Origin of the sequence: Polymorphospora sp. NPDC050346 (genome assembly GCF_040655695.1) — a bacterium.
Classification (GTDB): Bacteria; Actinomycetota; Actinomycetes; order Mycobacteriales; family Micromonosporaceae; genus Polymorphospora; species Polymorphospora lycopeni.
In genome coordinates, this window is the sequence record NZ_JBFAKM010000019.1 from 70421 (window position 1) to 88321 (window position 17901).

At 72.0% G+C, this 17901-nt stretch carries 10 protein-coding genes; 8 read left to right on the forward strand and 2 right to left on the reverse strand.

Annotated elements, in window-relative coordinates; genetic code table 11:
• The first annotated feature begins 177 nt into the window (after positions 1-177).
• The 7 genes from AB0I42_RS20455 (at position 178) to AB0I42_RS20485 (ending at position 13859) form a co-directional block, all read left to right on the forward strand.
• Positions 178-1095, forward strand: a complete 918-nt coding sequence (locus AB0I42_RS20455; RefSeq protein ID WP_357539120.1) for a sugar ABC transporter permease — start codon at positions 178-180, stop codon at positions 1093-1095.
• A 4-nt stretch (positions 1096-1099) separates the two neighbouring features.
• Positions 1100-2023 carry a carbohydrate ABC transporter permease gene (locus tag AB0I42_RS20460; RefSeq protein WP_357539121.1) on the forward strand — a complete coding sequence of 308 codons (924 nt, stop codon included), beginning with the start codon at positions 1100-1102 and terminating at the stop codon, positions 2021-2023.
• 2 nt (positions 2024-2025) lie between these two features.
• Entirely contained in the window at positions 2026-3942 is a 1917-nt protein-coding gene (locus AB0I42_RS20465; protein WP_357539122.1) for a beta-L-arabinofuranosidase domain-containing protein, read from the forward strand.
• A 169-nt stretch (positions 3943-4111) separates the two neighbouring features.
• The gene (locus AB0I42_RS20470) at positions 4112-8836 is read left to right on the forward strand and encodes an Ig-like domain-containing protein (RefSeq protein WP_357539123.1); all 4725 of its coding nucleotides are present in this window, start codon (positions 4112-4114) and stop codon (positions 8834-8836) included.
• 149 nt (positions 8837-8985) lie between these two features.
• Positions 8986-12084 (forward strand): family 43 glycosylhydrolase, encoded by a 3099-nt coding sequence (locus AB0I42_RS20475; protein WP_357539176.1) that lies wholly within the window; start codon positions 8986-8988, stop codon positions 12082-12084.
• A 37-nt stretch (positions 12085-12121) separates the two neighbouring features.
• Positions 12122-12754 (forward strand): hypothetical protein, encoded by a 633-nt coding sequence (locus AB0I42_RS20480; RefSeq protein WP_357539124.1) that lies wholly within the window; start codon positions 12122-12124, stop codon positions 12752-12754.
• Positions 12755-12818: 64 nt separating this feature from the next.
• Complete coding sequence (locus AB0I42_RS20485) at positions 12819-13859, forward strand: hypothetical protein (protein WP_357539125.1); 1041 nt, start codon at positions 12819-12821, stop codon at positions 13857-13859.
• Between the two features lie 21 nt (positions 13860-13880).
• Here the strand turns inward: AB0I42_RS20485 and AB0I42_RS20490 are convergent, their stop codons facing one another.
• On the reverse strand, positions 13881-14768 hold the full coding sequence (locus AB0I42_RS20490; protein WP_357539126.1) for a LysR substrate-binding domain-containing protein: 888 nt from the start codon (positions 14766-14768) through the stop codon (positions 13881-13883).
• 84 nt (positions 14769-14852) lie between these two features.
• Between AB0I42_RS20490 and AB0I42_RS20495 the strand changes: the two genes are divergently transcribed.
• Entirely contained in the window at positions 14853-16154 is a 1302-nt protein-coding gene (locus AB0I42_RS20495; RefSeq protein WP_357539127.1) for an aspartate aminotransferase family protein, read from the forward strand.
• Positions 16155-16185: 31 nt separating this feature from the next.
• On the opposite strand, the gene AB0I42_RS20500 is transcribed toward AB0I42_RS20495, so the two are convergent.
• The gene (locus AB0I42_RS20500; protein ID WP_357539128.1) at positions 16186-17739 is read right to left on the reverse strand and encodes a glycoside hydrolase family 43 protein; all 1554 of its coding nucleotides are present in this window, start codon (positions 17737-17739) and stop codon (positions 16186-16188) included.
• Positions 17740-17901 lie beyond the last annotated feature (162 nt).

Consider the following 17901-nt stretch of genomic DNA (forward strand, 5'->3'; position numbering starts at 1 on the left):
TCCTCCCCCACCCCGTCCCCAGCGCCCCCCACCCCCACCCCCATACCATCCTCCTCCCCCCGGAACTCCACCACTGGGGGGGGGGGGGGGGGGGCCGGCCCCCCCCCCCCCCCCCCCCACGGCCGACCCGACCCGCGACCCGCCACCGACCTGCCGGCCGACCAACGAGAGGTTCCGATGAAAGTCGACGCGCCGTCCCACCCGCCCGTGGCGGCGCCGCGGGGGCGAGCGCGTCCCCGCGGCCGCCGGGCCCTGCTCGGCTGGCTCTACGCGACACCGACCACGCTGTTCGTGGTGGCGCTGTTCGTCATCCCGCTGCTGCTCGTGGTCAGGATGTCGCTGTCGAGGTGGCCGCTGCTCACCGGCGACCAGGGCATCAACGCCCCCGACAACTTCGTCAAGGCGATCAACCACCGCTTCTTCACCGACTCGGTGGTGTTCACCGTCAAATACACGGTGCTCGCGACCGTACTGCTCCTGGCGCTCGGTCTGGGGCTGGCCCTGCTCGTGCAGGAGTCGAGCCGATGGAACAACCTGCTCCGGGCGTCGTTCCTGATCCCCAGCGCCCTGGGGCTGGCCTCGGCGTCCCTGCTGTTCTACGTCCTCTACTCGCCGTACGCGAGTCCGCTGGCGCCGGTGATGGACAATTTGGGCATCACCTTCCTCGGCTCACCCAACGCCGCCCTGTTCTCGACGATCTTCCTCATCGTGTGGCGCTACGCCGGCTTCTACATGGTGCTCATGCTCGTCGGCCTGCAGGGCATCCCGGCCGAGGTGTACGAGGCCGCCCGCTCCGACGGCGCCACCCGGTGGCAGATCTTCCGCAAGATCACCCTGCCGCTGCTGCGCCCGACGCTCGCCCTGACCACCGTGCTCTGCGTGACCGGCTCCCTGCTCGCCTTCGAGCAGTTCTACATCCTCACCAAGGGCGGCCCGGACAACAGCACGATCACCGTCGTCCAGCTCATCTACATGGTGGCCTTCCAGGGGCAGAACGACCTCGGGGTGGCGGCGGCGCTGTCGGTCATCGTGCTCCTGGCCCTGATCCTCATCAACGCGCTGCAGATGCGCGCCTTCCGGTCCGAGGAGAGCTGAGCCGATGCCCGTGGTTTCCGATTCCACCTCGACAACCACCGCCGGCGGGCCACCGCCGGCCCCGGCGCCGGCCGGTCGGCCCCGGCGGGCCGGGTCGTCCGGTGTCACCATCGCCGGAATCGCCTTCCGGACCCCGTACTGGGTGCTGACCGGCGCGGTCGGACTGATCTTCCTGGCCCCGCTGCTGTGGACGGCGGTCGCCTCGGTCTCTCCGCAGGCCGGCACGAACCAGGTCGACGGCTGGGGCCTCGGCAACTACGTCACTTTGGCCAACTACCAGGCCGGCGTCTGGCGCTACCTGGCGAACTCGACGTTCGTCTCGCTGCTCACCGTCGCCCTCACGCTGCTGATCTCCCTGCTCGGCGGCTACGCGTTCGCGCGGTTCCGCTTTCCCGGCCGCAACATCCTCTTCCTGCTCACCCTCGCGATCCTCATGGTCCCGTACGCGACCCTGCTGATCCCGCTCTACGTGCTGCTCAACGAGGTGGGACTGGAGAACTCGCTGGTCGGCGTGGCGCTCGTGCTCACCATGTTCCAGTTGCCGTTCTCCACCTTCCTGATGCGGATCTCCTTCGAGGCGGTTCCCCGCGAACTCGACGAGGCGGCGCTGGTCGACGGCTGCTCCTCGTTCAGCGCCCTGTGGCGGGTGCTGCTGCCGGCGGTGAAGCCGGGCCTGATCACCGTCGGGCTGTTCGCCTTCCTCGCCGCCTGGAACGACTTCATGGCGCCGCTGATTCTCATCAACGACACCGAACGCATGACCCTGCCGCTCGCCGTGTCCAACCTGCGCGGCCAGGTCCAGGGCGTCGTCGACTACGGGGCGACCGAGGCGGGCGTCGTCGTCCTCGCCCTGCCGTGCATCGTCCTGTTCCTGCTGCTCCAACGACACTATGTGCGCGGCTTCATGTCCGGCGCGTTGAAGGGATGACGATGACCGGCACCGCACCCACGGCCGCGCCCGTCCTGCCGAACCGTGGCCGGTTCCGGCCGCTCGGGTTGGCGGAAGTCCGGATCACCGGCGGCTTCTGGGCCGAGCGTCAGTCGGTCAACGCCACCGCGACCCTGGGGCACATCGAGCACTGGCTCGAGCGGGAGGGGTGGATCCGCAACTTCGACCTGGCCGCGCGCGGCGATCTCGGCCACGGCCGCCGGGGACGCGAGTTCTCCGACTCGGAGGTCTACAAGTTCCTCGAGGCGATGGCCTGGGAGATCGGCCGTGGCGGCGACGCGGGTCTCGAGTCGAGGTTCCGCGCCGTGGTGCGGCGGGTGGCGGCGGCGCAGGAGCCCGACGGTTACCTCAACACCAAGTTCGGCCGCCGCGGGCAGGAACCGCGTTGGTCCGACCTGGAATGGGGCCACGAGCTGTACTGCGTGGGTCATCTTCTGCAGGCCGCGGTCGCCCGGGCCCGGACCCGGCCGGGCGCCGACGACGGGCTGCTCGAGGTGGCCCGCCGGGCCGCCGACAACGTGTGCGAGACGTTCGGGCCGGCCGGCATCGACGGCCTGTGCGGACATCCCGAGATCGAGACCGCGCTGGTCGAGTTCGCCCGCACCACCGGCGACGACCGCTACCTCGCCCAGGCCGCTCTCTTCGTCGACCGCCGGGGCCACGGTCGGCTCAGCGACATCGAGTTCGGCCGGGAGTACTTCCAGGACGAGATCCCGGTCCGGCGGGCGACCGTTCTACGTGGACATGCCGTACGGGCGAACTACCTCGCCGCCGGCGCCGTCGACATCGCCGTCGAGTTGAAGGACGCCGCGCTGCTGGACGCGGTACGCGACCAGTGGCGCAGCACCGTGGCCCGGCGTACGTACGTCACCGGCGGGCAGGGCTCCCGGCACCAGGACGAGGCGTTCGGCGGCGACTGGGTGCTGCCGCCCGACCGGGCCTACTCCGAGACCTGCGCCGGCATCGGCTCGGTGATGTTCGCGTGGCGGCTGCTGCTCGCCGACGGTGATCCCCGCTACGCCGACCTGATCGAGCGGACTCTGTTCAACGTGGTGTCGACGTCGCCGTCGGCGGACGGTCGGAGCTTCTTCTACACCAATACCCTGCACCGCCGTGAACTCGGCACGGAGCCCGACGCGGACCGGCCCAGCCTGCGGGCGGCGGCGTCGCTGCGGGCGCCGTGGTTCGAGGTCTCCTGCTGCCCGACCAACGTCGCGCGCACCCTGGCCAGCCTGACGTCGTACGTCGCCACGGCCGACGACGAGGGGCTGCAGCTGCACCAGTACGTGCCCGGCACCGTCGCGTACCGTCTCGCCGACGGGCGGGAGCCGCGGGTGACGGTGGCGACCGGCTATCCCCACGACGGGCAGATCCGGGTGCGGATCGACAGCGACGACGACCGCCCCTGGGCGCTGTCGATGCGGGTGCCGGGGTGGGCGGTGCGGGGCGCGACGGTGACCGTGGACGGGCAGACCCGGCCGGTCGACCCGGGCGTGGTCACCGAGCGACGGGTGTGGCGGCGCGGCGACGAGGTCGTCCTGTCCCTGCCGGTGGCGCCCCGGTTCACCTACCCGGACGCCCGTGTCGACGCGGTCCGGGGCTGTGTCGCGGTGGAGCAGGGTCCGCTGGTGCTCGCCCTGGAGTCGGTGGACGTCGGGGGCGTCGACACGGTCGACGACCTGTACGTCGACACCGGTCACCCGCCCCGCCTGGTCGACGGTCGGGTGACCGTACGCTGCCGGCCCGTCCACCAGCGCGACCTGGACTGGCCCTACCACGCCGGCCCCGCGCCGGCGCCGGCGGACGCGGAGCCCGACGAGGTGCCGCTGGTCGAATACCACGCCTGGGCCAACCGCGGCCCCTCGACGATGCGGGTCTGGCTGCCGACCGCCGGCTGACCGTCGGTGGCCCTGGTGCGGTTCGGGCCGCCGCCGGATGTTAGCGCTAACGCGCCGCCCGTCATCCACACATCACATGCCGCTCGGACCACCGCCAAGGTGCGGCGCTGGTGGCACCGCAAGCGCCCGCCGCACCGGTACAGGAAGGAAGAACATGAGCCGTAGACGCGTGAGAAGGGTGCCCCTGTGGGTCGCCCTGGCCGCGCTGGTCGTGGGAGGAGGGGTCGGCGTGTCGTCTCCGGCGCACGCCGCCAGCCCGATCCTCCCCGGCAACGAGGGTGATGTCGGTGTCTACACCAACGGACAGAACCACGTCATGGAGATCGGCGACCCCACCTACAGCAACGCCGGGGACGTCACCAACCAGCTGCGGCCCGGTGTGCCGTTCACCGCGGCCAACATGCACCAGTCGATCTTCGAAAAGGATCTCGCCGCCGGCGGCACCGACTACTACCTCGACCGCGTTCTCGGCGTCCACGGAACCCTCGGGTCGGCGGTGCTGATGACCCGGGGCCGCACCCTCTATATGCGCGGCGCGAGCAACAACAACTTCACCACGATGGGCTTCGCCGGCAGTGCCTACGTCGGCGGCCCGAACAACCTCGGCAACCTCTACACCGTCACGGTGCCCGGCCAGACCGTCGCCGAGGTCAACGCGAACCGGTTCAACGCGCCGAGCCACGCCAGGAGCCGGTACACGATCGGCGGCACCGGCGTGACCGCCGACCTGACCAAGTTCATCACCTACGACAACCTCGCGGTCACCGCCATCGACTTCACCAACCCCGGCGGCGCCCCGGCCACCTTCACCGTCCGGGCCGCCTCGCCGCTGGCGACCCAGGCCGGCGCGGGTCCGGCCGAGCTGACCGGCACCCGCACCATCACCAGCGGCTCCAACAACGGCACCATCGACACCCCGTGGGACACGATCCGGGTCGACCTGACCGGTGCCGGGTTCACCCGTACCGGCGCCAACCTCGACCGCGAGGTCACCGTGCCCGCCGGTGGCACGGTGTCGCTGGCGGTCGTCGGCGCCGTCTCCTCGGCGACGCTGCCGCAGACGGTCGAGAGCTACCGGCAGTACGCCGAGATGGCCCCGGGGCAGGCCGTCCGCACCGGCGTCACCGAGTTCAACCGCCGCTGGGCGCAGGACGTGCCGTACATCGACGTTCCCGACCCCGCGCTGGAGAAGGCAATCGTCTACCGCTGGTGGGGCGAGCGGTACAACTCGCTGGACGCCAACGCGTCCGGCCACGTCTACCAGTACCCGACGACGATCGAGGGGGTGAACCTCTACCAGAACGCCGTCGCGCTGACCCAGCCGATGCACCTGCAGGACACCAAGTGGCTGCGCACGCCCTACCTGCCGTACGGGCAGATCCTGAACATCGGCGAGTTGTCCGGCTCCTCGGCGTTCCTCGACAGCCCGGGGCACACCAGTTGGAACAACCACTACTCGCAGTACCTCGGCACGGCCGGGCTGGAGGCGTACAACGTGCACGGCGGCGGGCCGGACATCGCCCGCAAGTTCGCGCACTACTTCGAGGGTGACGGCGTCGGCCAGCTCGAGCACTACGACGGCAACGACGACAAGCTCATCGCCTACTCCAGCAACTACATGCCGGGCAACGACTCCGACGCCATCACCTTCGGCTTCCCGCGGGTGAACGGCGGCGCTCCCGGCGCGGCCACGATCGAACGTCCCGAGTCGGCGTACGTGTGGGGTGCGTTCGAGGCCGCCCGCCAGCTCTACCAGATCTCCGGCGCCGACCAGGCCAAGATCGACGAGATGGGGGCCAGCGCCGACGGCATCCGCGACGCGATCCTGGACCGGCTGTGGAGCCCCGACATGCGGATGTTCCTGGCCGGCACGTCGCACGGCGCCACCAGCGCGGCCAGCTCCAACGGCCGGCCCAACCCGCTGCCCGCCTCGGCCCGGGACCTGATCCCGGCCAAGGAGTCGAACCTCTACGACGTCTACGCCGAGAACCTGATCCCGTACGACCAGTGGCAGACGTACGTCGACGGGTTCCGGTTCCTGACGTACGGCGACAACTTCCCGATCTTCCCGTTCTACACGGCCAACCAGTACGACCGGGCGGCCTACGGGATCGGCGGCTCCAACAACTTCTCCAACATCAACTTCACGGTGCAGTACCGGGGGGTCCGGTCCGCGCTGCGGCACTACGACCCGGAGCAGAAGTACATCACCCCGCAGTACGCCAAGCGGCTGCTGGACTGGATGGCGTGGAGCATCTACCCGGGCGGGGACCTGCGGGTCGCGAACCAGGCCGAGTACTACTCGAACTGGAACCCGACCACCAGGAGCTTCGGCCGGAACAACCCGAACCACATCATGCTCGGCAACATGAACTACATCTTCGTCGAGGACATGGCCGGTATCCAGCCGCGTTCCGACGACAAGATCGAGCTGTGGCCGATCGAGTTCGGGTACGAGCACTTCATGGTCAACAACCTGCGCTACCACGGGCAGGACGTCACGATCGTCTGGGACCCCGACGGCAGCGAGTACGGCCTCGGCGCCGGCTACAGCCTGTTCGTCAACGGCGCGAAGAAGGTCAGCACCGACAAGCTCGGCAAGCTCACCTACGACCCGAACACCAACCAGGTCCAGGTCGCCGACGGCCTGACGGTCACCTTCACCGCGTCGACCGGAAGCAGCTTCCCGGCCGCCGTGGACACCCCGATCGAGGACGAGCGGGTCGTGGCATACCTGCGCACGGCCGGCATCGACCTCACCGAGGACGCGCCGAACCTGGCGGCCGGCGCCGGCCTCAGCTCGTCGTACACCCAGCAGGGGGTGCGGCCCACGCCGTGGCGGCAGTTCCACACGCCCGGCTGGAGCAGCACCGCGATGAACCACACGCCGGGCGCCATCAAGGAGACCGAGCGGCCGGTGACCCTGTCGGCGGTGACCGACGGTGTCACCGCCAACGAGCCCTACTGGGGCAACTACGGCGCCACCGAACGCAACGGCTACATCGAACTCGACCTCGGATCGGCGAAGTCCTTCGACAACGTCAAGGCGTTCTTCGTCAGCGACCGCCAGGCCGGCGGCTACCGTGAACCCGCCCGCTGGTGGGTCCAGGTGCCCGACGGCAACGGCGGCTGGCGGGAGGTCCCCGGGCAGTTCAAGAACCCGGTCGTCCCGTCGGCGAAGTTCAACGAGGCGCTGTTCGGCACCGTCACCACCGACAAGCTGCGGATCGCGTTCACCAACAACCCGACCTTCTACACCGCGATCACCGAGATCCAGGTGTTCGACTCCGGACGCGACGTGCCACCGGTGGCCAACCAGGCGCCGGTCGTCACCGCCGCCCGGGACGGCACCGGCGACGGCAACCTGTCCACCCGGCTCGTCGGCACCGCCACCGACGACGGCATCCCGTACGACGACGAACTCACCTTCGGCTGGGAGACCGTCTCGGCGCCGCAGGGCGCGGGCGTCATCTTCTCCGACGCCGGCGCGCTGGCCACCCGGGTCACCGGCACCGTCGAAGGCGACTACGTGTTCCGGTTCTTCGCCGAGGACGGCGAGAAACGGTCCGAGACGACCGTGGCGGTGACCCTCACCGAGCGGGATGTCGTCGCCGAGTTCGGGGCCACGGCGACGGTCAGCACCAGCGGCACCACGTCGTGGGAGAACCACCAGCGGGTCAACGAGACCAGCACCCCGAGCAGCTCGAACCCGGGTTCCGGCAACGGCTGGGGCAACTGGAACCTGCCGCAGAACGGCACCAGCCCGGCCCGGGAGGCGTGGATCCAGTACGCCTGGGCCAGCCCGGTGCGGCTGTCGTCGACCGGCATCTACTGGTACGACGACAACGGCGGCACCCGTCGCCCGACGGCCACGACGTACGCGGTCGAGACGTCCACCGACGGCACCACCTGGACGCCGGTCACCCTCGCCGAGGGCTCGACGTACGCCGGTGCCCTGGCCACCAACACCTACAACAACCTCGAATTCGCCCCGGTCACCACCAGCTACCTACGTATCCGCATCTGGGGCGTCCAGGGCAGCGGGGCCGGCACCGGCGTGCTGCGTTGGCGCGCCAACGGCGAGACCGTCGACTCGGTGCGCGCCCCGGTGCTCATCCGCACCGCCGTCGGCCAGGTGCCCACCCTGCCGGCCACCCTCGACGGGATCTACACCAGCGGCGAACGCGGCACCGTCGCGTTCCGCTGGCAGGAGATCACGCCGGAGATGGTCGCCGAGCCGAACGTCGACCCGTTCGTGGTCTACGGCACCAACGACGCGTACGGGCTGATCGCCGAGGCCCGCGTCTACGTACGGCCGGAGATGTCGACCGGCGGCATCTCGATCCAGGGCGCCGAGACGTTCGAGCAGTCCGTCGACGTCGGTGAACTGCCGTACCTGCCGGACAAGGTGGAGGTCTCCTACAACGACGGCTCGCGGGACAACCAGGCCATCGGTGTCGAGTGGAACTTCGACGAGAGCATCGTCGACACCCCCGGCCGCTACACCGTCACCGGCGACCTGATCCTGCCCGACTACGTCAGCGAGGCCGGCGCCACCCGGACCACGCTGACCCTCACCGTCGGCGACCCGCCGCAGCCCCCGGCCTGGGACGTCGAGGTCCAGGCGTACACCCAGTGCCTGGGCAGCAACGTCTACCTGCGGGTCAACGCCCGCAACGCCGACGACACGCCGCTGACCATCGAACTGGTGACGCCGTACGGGTCGCGCACGGTGTCCGAGGTCGCGCCCGGACAGTCCGCCTACCAGGCGTTCAACACCCGGGCCAGGACGGTGCCGGCCGCGACCGCGACGGTCCGGGCCACCGGAACCGTCGACGGCCAGCCGGTGACCGTCGAGACGGCGGCGTCGTTCGGCGCACTCAGCTGCGGCTAGCCGCTCGCGTGGTGGCGGCGTCGCCGCGACGCCGCCACCACCCCCTCTGCGAGAACGAGGAGACCGACACCGTGAACACCTTTGTGGTGCGCGGCGCCGCCGCCCCACCGACACCCCGGCCACCGCGCCGGTTCCGCACCGCGGCCGCCGTGGCGGCCGCCGCCGGGCTCGTCGCCGGCACCCTCGCCGGCCCCGCCGCGCCGGCCCTGGCCGCCGAACCCGACTCGTACACGTTCACCAACACCGTCAACCCGATCCTCGGCGACGGCAGCTACTACTCGGCCGACCCGGCGCCGGTCGTCGTGCCCGCCGGCGCCCCCGGCAACGACACCGGCCGCGACCAGCTCTACATCTACACCGGCCACGACCAGGCCGGACCGTCCACGAACGACTTCATCATGAACGAGTGGGGAGCGTTCCGGACCACCGACGTCGAGGCCGGGCAGTGGACCCACTTCCCGTCGCTGATGCGTCCCGAGGCGGTCTTCGCCTGGGCGACACCCGGCCGCGCGTACGCCGGCCAGGTGGTCCGCGGCGTCGACGGCCGCTACTACTGGTACGTCCCGATCCACGAGCGCAACAGCCCGGCGTCGGACAAGTTCGCGATCGGCGTGGCCGTCTCGGACAGCCCGACCGGCCCGTGGACCGACCACGCCGGGGGGCCGATCATCTCCCAGCGGGTACCGACGGCCAACAACATCCACAACATCGACCCGACGATCCTCGTCGACGGCGAGGCCCCCAACCAGCGGGTGTACGTCTGGTGGGGCTCGTTCAGCCAGTTGCGGATGCTGGAGTTCCAGCCGGACATGAAGACCCCGATCGGCACCCCGCGCACCGTCACCGGGCTGACCGGCTTCTTCGAGGGCGCCTGGATCTTCAAGCGTGGCGCCACCTACTACATGGCGTACGCCGGTAACAACGCCGGCCCGACCTCGCAGTGCACCCCGGCGAACTACCACGCCTGCATCGCGTACGCGACGGCGTCCGCACCCGAGGGGCCGTGGACCTACCGGGGCACCCTGCTGCGGCCGGTCTCCTCCACGACCAGCCACCCGGGCATCCTGGAGTTCGACGGCCGCTGGTACCTGGCGTACCACACCGCCGACGCGGTCGGCGGCGGCCACTTCCGCCGCTCGGCGGCGATCGACCCGCTGGAGTGGGACGACACCCAGACCCCGCCCCGGATCAAGCTCGTCACACCCACCCCGGCCAAGGGCCGCGACCTCACCCCCCGGCCGAACATCGCGTACGAGGCGCGGGTCACCGTCTCCAACGAGCCGGTGCCCACCCAGTACTGGGTCAAGGCCCTCAACGACGAGATCGTCCGGTCCAACCCGCTGCCGCCGGACATGTGGGGGACCTGGACCGGCAACAACCCGCCCCAGCAGTGGGTGCAGTACACCTGGGACCAGCCGGTGCGGATCTCCGGCTCGCAGATCGAGTTCTGGAACGACCAGCCGCAGGGCAGCGGCGTCGGCGTCGCCGCCCCCGCCCGCTGGCGCATCCAGTACTGGGACGCCGGCGCCGGGCAGTGGGCCGACGTGCCGAACCCGAGCGGCTATCCGACCGGCACCCAGGGCTTCCAGAACACCACCTTCGACCCGGTCACCACCACCCAGGTCCGGGCGGTCTTCGACGCCTCCACCAACGGCAGCACGTACTCCGGCGTGGCGGTCGAGGAGTGGAAGATCCTCGCCGCGCAACCGGAGGCCGTCACCCCGCCGGCGATCACCGTCGAGGTGGGGGAGCGGGACCTGCCCGGCACCGTCGACGTGACGTACGGCGCGCAGACGCTGCGGATGCCGGTCTTCTGGGACCCGGTGACAGCCGAGGACGTCGCCGAGCCCGGCACGTTCACCATCCGGGGCACCGTGCTCGGCTACGCCGCCGACCGCGTCGCCGCGCAGGTCACCGTCGTCTCACCCGACGACACCGAGGGCGACGAGACCCCGCCGACGCTGACGCTGACGCCCAGCGGCAGCGCCGGCAGCGCCGGCTGGTTCCGCTCCGCGGTGCGGGTACGCGTCGCCGGTGTCGACGACCGGGGCGGCCGGCTGACCATCCGGTCGCGGGTCGACGACGGCGAGCCGGCCGTCGCGACCGACGTGCGGCACGTCGACGTCGAGGTCACCGGAGACGGCGAGCACACCGTCACCGCGACCGCGACCGACCGCGCCGGCAACGTCTCGGCACCGGCCGACCTCTCCGTACGCGTCGACGCGACCGCACCGGCCAGCACCGGCACCGTCGACAGCGCCACCCGCGCGGTCACGGTGACCGCCAGCGACGCCACCTCCGGCGTCGCCCGCATCGAGTACGCCATCGGCACCGGCGCCTGGACCGCGTACACCGGCCCGGTCGCCGCGCCCGACCAGAACCGGCACACCGTGTCGTTCCGCGCACTCGACGTGGCCGGCAACCTGGAGACCGCCCGGACGGTCACCGTCCCGGCGGACCTGTCCGGGCCGCTGACCGGAAACATCGGGCCGATCGCGACCCCGACCGCCTCCTACACGGCGGGCTGGAACAGCGTCACCGCGCTCAACGACGGCGCCGACCCGGCCAACCCGAGCCAGGCGCAGATCTGGGGCACCTGGTCGGCCAACCGTCCGGCGACCCAGTGGGTGCAGTACGACTGGAGCCGACCGGTCCGGATCACCGGCACCGAGCTGAAGTTCTGGCGCGACGCCAACCCCGGCACCGGCGACGGCGTCGCCGCACCCGACGGCTGGGTGCTGCAGTACTGGGACGAGGCCGGCTCGGCCTGGCGGGACGTGACCGGCGCGTCCGGCTACGGCACCAGCACCACCGCCTTCAACACCGTCACCTTCGACCCCGTCACCACGCCCCGGGTCCGGGCGACGTTGCGGGCCAACGGCAACGGCACCACCTACTCCGCGGTCGCGGTCACGGAGTGGCGGGTCCTCGCCGACGACCCCGGCGTCCAGGCCGAGGTGCCGGTGACGGTCACCGTCACGCCCCGGTGCATCGCCGGCCGGGCGTACGTCGCCGTACAGGCCCGCAACGACCACGGCGCACCGGTGGACGTCGCGCTGGAGACCCCGTACGGCACCCGGTCGTTCACCGACGTCGCGCCGGGCGCCAACGCCTACCAGTCGTTCACCGTACGGGCGGCCACGGCGCCGGCCGGTTCGGTGACCGTACGGGCCACCGGGGTCGTCGACGGCCGGGACGTCACCACCACCCGCACCGCACCGCACCCCGGCGTCGACTGCGCCGGCTGACCCGCCAGCCCCGATCACGAATCACTTGGAGCAGACCATGAACACACGCAAGCGCCAGCACCTGCTCGCGGCCTGTGCCGCCGGTGCCCTGCTGGCCGGGGCGGCCGTGCTGCCGTCGCCGGCCATGGCCGAACCCGGCGACAACGCCGACGTGGAGGTGACCGTCGACATCGACGAGATCACCGAACCGGGCGTGCTCGCCATGTCGATCGCGGGCGACTCCGTCGCCCTGACCGAGGACGGCTCGACCCTGCTGGTCCGTCAGTTCGTCGGCACCCTGCCGACGGTCACCATCACCGACACCCGCACCGCCGACGAGGTGCCCGAAGGCGCCGCCTGGGCGGTGCTGGGCAGCGCGACCGACTTCGTCGGCGACGCCGGCCAGGCACCGATCGGCGCCGGCCACCTCGGCTGGAAGCCGCGGCTGATCGACGGCGGCGGCACCGGCCAGGTCAGCGAGGGTGAGGAGGTCGTGACCGTCCTCGACGAGCCGACGCAGCCCGGCAACAACGTCGGTCTGGTCGACCAGGAACTGTTGGTCTCGACGTTCGACTCCGGGGGCGCCGCCGGTGACGCGTACTCCGTCGACGCCGACCTGTTCCTGCGCACCCCGGCGGACGTCGCCGCGGGCTCGTACACCTCGACGCTGACCCTGTCGCTGTTCGAATGAGGCACCGGTGGGGGCCGTCGTACGGCGGCCCCCACCGCACCCCTTCTTCCACCGGAGGCCCGCCATGACCCGAACCCTGCCGCGGCTGCTCGCCGTGCTGGCCGCGGTGCTCGTCACCGTGCCGATCGCGCCGGCCGGCGCGCTGGCGGAACCGACGCTCACCTGGGCGGTGCAGCCGGCCGACGGGAACGGCCCCGACGGCCGCCGGTGGATCGAACGCACCCTCGACCCGGGCCAGGTCGTCACCGAACACCTGGCCGTACGCAACTTCAGCGACGCCGCCGCGACGTTCGCGCTGAAGGCCGCCGACGGCTATCTCACCGGCAAGGGACGCTTCAACATGCTCCCGTCCCACCAGAAGTCGACCGACGGCGGCACCTGGATCGCGGTGCAGGAGACGGTCACCGTCGGCGCCAGGCAGACGAAGGTGGTGCCGTTCACCATCACGGTGCCGCGCGACGCCACGCCGGGGGACCACCCGGCCGGCATCGCGGCGACCGTCACCAGCACCGGCGGCACGGTCGCCGTCGAGAGCCGGGTCGGGTTCCGGGTCATGCTGCGCGCCAGCGGCACGATCACCGCGAGCCTGGCGGTCGGCGACCTCACCGCCACCTACCGCCCCTCGTGGAATCCGTTCTCGGCCGGCACCGTCGACGTCGGCTACACCGCGACGAACGACGGCAACGCCGCGGTGACCGGCCGGGGCCGGGTGACGGTCCCGGGGCTGTTCGGCCTCGGCGACCGGATCGTCCCGGCCGACATCGAGGAGACGCTGCCGTCGGGCAACCGCCGGATCGAGGCCCGGGTCACCGGGGTCTGGACTTTCGGGCCGCTGCGTACGGCCGTCGACGTCACCCCGGCCGTCCTCGGCGGCGACCAGGCCGGCGCCGAGATCCGGCCGGCCTCCGCCACCGTGACGGTCTGGGCGGTGCCCTGGTCGCAGCTGGCTCTCGTCGTCGTCCTGTTCGCTCTCGTCGTGGTGGCCCGGACCGTGACCCGGCGGCGCCGGCAGCGGCTCGCGCGGCTGCTCGACCGCGCCCGCGAGGAGGGCCGGGCGCAGGCCCGGGAAGCCACCCTCGCCGGCAGCCCGCCGAGTGCGCCCTGACCCGCGCCGGGAACGGCCGGGTCAGTAGGTGGCGCGCAGGGCGTCCAGGGTCACCGCGACGGCGGGCTGTGCGGTGGACGGCCGGCGGACCGCGGCGGTGATCCGGCGCGTCAACGGACCGCGCAGCGGGCGGGCGACGACGCCGAAGCGGGGGTCGACCGCGAGGCTCGGCAGCATGGCCACCGAAAGTCCGGCCTCCACGTGCTGCAACGTGAGCAGGTAGTTGTTGAGCCGGCAGACGATTCGCGGCTCGAACCCGGCCGCCCGGCACAGCCCGGTCGCCAGCTGCGACATGTAGGAGCCGGCCACGTCGAACGTCCAGCGCTGGTCGGCGCAGGTGGTCAGGTCGACGGACTCGCCGACGGCGGCGGGATGGCCGGCCGGCAGGACCATGACGATCTCGTCCTCGCCGATCGGCACCAGGTCGACGGCCGGGTCGAGTTCGGTCCCGACGAAGTCCGTCGTCGTCACGATGACGTCGACCTCGCCGCGGCGCAACGCCGGCATGCTCTCGTGCGGCTCCAGCTCCAGCACCACGACCTCGACGTCGGGGTGCGCCCGGGCGATCCGCGACACCGCCGGCACCGCCAGGGCGTGCACGGCGCTCTGGAAGACCGCGAGCGTCACCCGCCCGGCCGGTTCGTCGCCGAGCCCGCGCAGTTCGGCCTCGGCCGCGTCCATCCGCTCCAGGATCTCCCGGGCCCGGCGGGCCAGGATCAGCCCCGCCGTCGTCAGCCGCACCCGCCGCCCGGTGCGTTCCAGCAGCTGTGTACGGGTCTCCCGCTCCAGGACACCCAGCTGCTGGGAGACCGCCGACGGGCTCAGGTTCTCGTGCGCGGCGACGGCGCGGATCGTGCCCAGCGCCGCGAGGTCGGCGAGCAGGCGCAGCCGCCACGGGTGCAGGCTCATCACCGCAGACTGTACGGATCCGCTTAACAGCAGCGGAAGTTTTCCGCGATGGACGTGACGCTCGGCCGTGCCTACCGTCGGCGCATGGACTCCTTCTGGCCGGATGTCGACCGGCACCTCGTCCGCTACAGCGGCGCCGGCACCTTCACCCCCGAGATCATCGAACGGGCCGCCGGCAGCTACGTCTTCACCTCCGACGGCCGGCGCATCCTCGACTTCACCTCCGGGCAGATGAGCGCCATCCTCGGCCACAGCCACCCCGAGATCGTCGCCACGGTCCAGCGTCAGGTCGCCACCCTCGACCACCTCTTCAGCGGGATGCTGAGCCGGCCGGTGGTCGACCTGGCCCGGCGGCTCGCCGGGTCACTGCCCGACCCGCTGGACAAGGTGCTGCTGCTGACCACCGGCGCCGAGGTCAACGAGGCCGCGATCAGGATGGCGAAGCTGGTCACCGGCCGCCACGAGATCGTCTCGTTCGCCCGCTCCTGGCACGGTATGACCCAGGCCGCCGCGAACGCCACCTACAGCGCGGGCCGCAAGGGGTACGGCCCGGCCGCCCCCGGCAACCTGGCGATCCCGACCCCCAACGCCTACCGGCCGGACTTCCGTACCCCCGACGGCGAACTCGACTGGCGGCGCCAGCTCGACTTCTCCTTCGACCTCGTCGACGCCCAGTCGGTCGGCAGCCTCGCCGCCTGCATCGTCGAACCGATCCTCAGCTCGGGCGGGGTCATCGACCCGCCGCCCGGATACCTGGCCGCGTTGCGCCGCAAGTGCGACGAACGCGGCATGCTCCTGATCCTCGACGAGGCGCAGACCGGCCTGTGCCGCACCGGCACCTGGTACGCCTTCGAACGCGACGGCGTCGTGCCGGACATCCTCACCCTGTCGAAGACCCTCGGCGCCGGTCTGCCGCTCGCCGCGATGATCACCAGCGCCGACATCGAGCGGGCCGCCCACGACCGCGGCTACCTGTTCTACACCACCCACGTCGCCGACCCGCTGGTCGCCGCCGTCGGCAACACCGTGCTCGACGTCCTGGAGCGCGAGAAGCTCGACGCGGCGGCGGCCGACCTCGGCGCCTTCCTGCGCGAGGGGCTGGCCGACCTGGCCGGCCGGCACGAGGTGATCGGCGACGTCCGCGGCCGCGGCCTGCTGATCGGCCTGGAGCTGGTGGTGTCCCGCGAGACCCGCGAAGGCGCCGACGCGCTCGGTGCCGCGGTCACCCGCCGTTGCCTGGAACTCGGCCTGCACATGAACGTGGTGCAGCTCCCGGGCATGGGCGGGGTGTTCCGGATCGCGCCGCCGCTGACCTGCACCCGCGACGAGTTGGCCGAGGGGCTCGACATCCTCGACCGGGCGATCGGCGACGTGCCCCGGGGGTAGCCGCCCCACGCGCGGTGAGTGGGCGCCCCCGTCAGCCGACGGGTTCGTGGTCGCACCAGTCGAAGCCGACGGTGCCGGCGGCGGCGTACATCCCGATGACCCGGCCGGTGAAGCCGCCGGCCACCTCGGTCGACAGGTAGCGGCCGTCGAGTTCGGCCAGCACGTCGAAGGCGCCGTCGGCCGCCTCGACGCCGAGCCGCAGCAGGTCGGGTTCCTGGCACGGGTGCCAGTCGGCGGGGGAGGAGGCGCGTACGTCGATCCGCAGCCGGACCGCGCCGGCCGGGGCGGGACGGGTGGCGACCGTCTGCCGCGGCCCGCCGGTGCGGGCGGTGACCCGTACCTCGCCGTCGCCGACCTCGATCCCGCAGTGGTGCCGCTCGTCGAGGCGTACCGCCAGACCGCCACGCCCGGCACTGGCGTCGACCAGGGTGCGTACCCGGCAGGACGGGTGCTGCTGGCGGCGACCGACGAACACGATGTCGGGTTCGTCGAGCGACCGGCCACGGGCGTGGAGGGTGAGCCAGCCGGGGCGGTCCGTGGTCGACCACGTCTCGTCGGGCCGCGACCGCACCGAGATCCACCCCGGGTGCAGCCGCCCGGCGTCGAAGTCGTCGCGCACCGGTGGCGCCGCGACCGGCTGCGGCGGCCACGGCGGCGCCGCCATCGTGGAGGTGACCTCGCCGACGACCGGCCAGCCGTCCACCCAGGTGACCGGCGCCAGGAACGTCTCGCGGCCCATGACGTGCCAGCCGGGGGTGCCGCCGTGTGGCCGTACGCCGAGCAGCAACATCCACCACGTGCCGTCGGGTGCCTCGACGAGGTCGGCGTGGCCGGTGTTCTGGATCGGGCGGCCGGTGCTGCGGTGGCTGAGGATCGGGTTGGCCGGGCACGGCTCGAACGGCCCGTCGGGCGCCGGCCCGCGCGCGATCGACACGCCGTGCCCCCGTTCGGTGCCGCCCTCGGCGATCATCAGATACCAGTGGTCGCCGATCCGGTACAGGTGCGGGGCCTCCGGTGCCTGGGCGCCGGGCGTGCCGGACCACAGCCGGCGCGGCCGGCCGAACGAGCGGCCGGTCGCCGGGTCGATCCGGATCTGCTCGACCCCGGCGTACGTGCACCAGCAGTCGCCCCGCTCGTCCCAGGCCAGGTCCGGGTCGATTCCCGCGACGCCGGGGACGCGGATCGGCTCGGACCACGGGCCGGCCGGGTCGGTGGTGGTGAACACCATGGTGCCGCCGCCCGGCGCGGCGTTCGTCGTGATCAGCCAGAAGCGGCCGTCGTGGTGGCGCAGCGTCGGCGCGTAGACACCGCCGGAGGCCGGGGTGCCGGCCGGCAGGGACAACTGGCTGGGCCGGTCCAGCGCGTTGCCGATCTGTTCCCAGTGGACCAGGTCCCGGCTGCGGAACACCGGCACCCCGGGAAAGTATTCGAAGCTGGAACAGACCAGGAAGTAGTCGTCGCCGACCCGGCACACGCTCGGGTCGGGATGGAACCCGGCGACGACCGGGTTGGTGAACGTGCCGGCGGACCAGCCGACCGGAGCGGTCGAGGTGCTGGTGGTGGCTGCTGTCCCGGCCGCGCGCATCCGCTGCCCCCCGTGTCGGCGGTGGTGGGTCCGCGTCGGCGGGCGGCGGGCGCGGACCGGGTTCACCGCGGCCCTGCGACGTCGGAAGGTGTTCCCGGGCGGGTGGCCCGTCGACGCGGGACGCCCGGAATGCGGCGAAGCCAACGATATAGCCACGGAGAT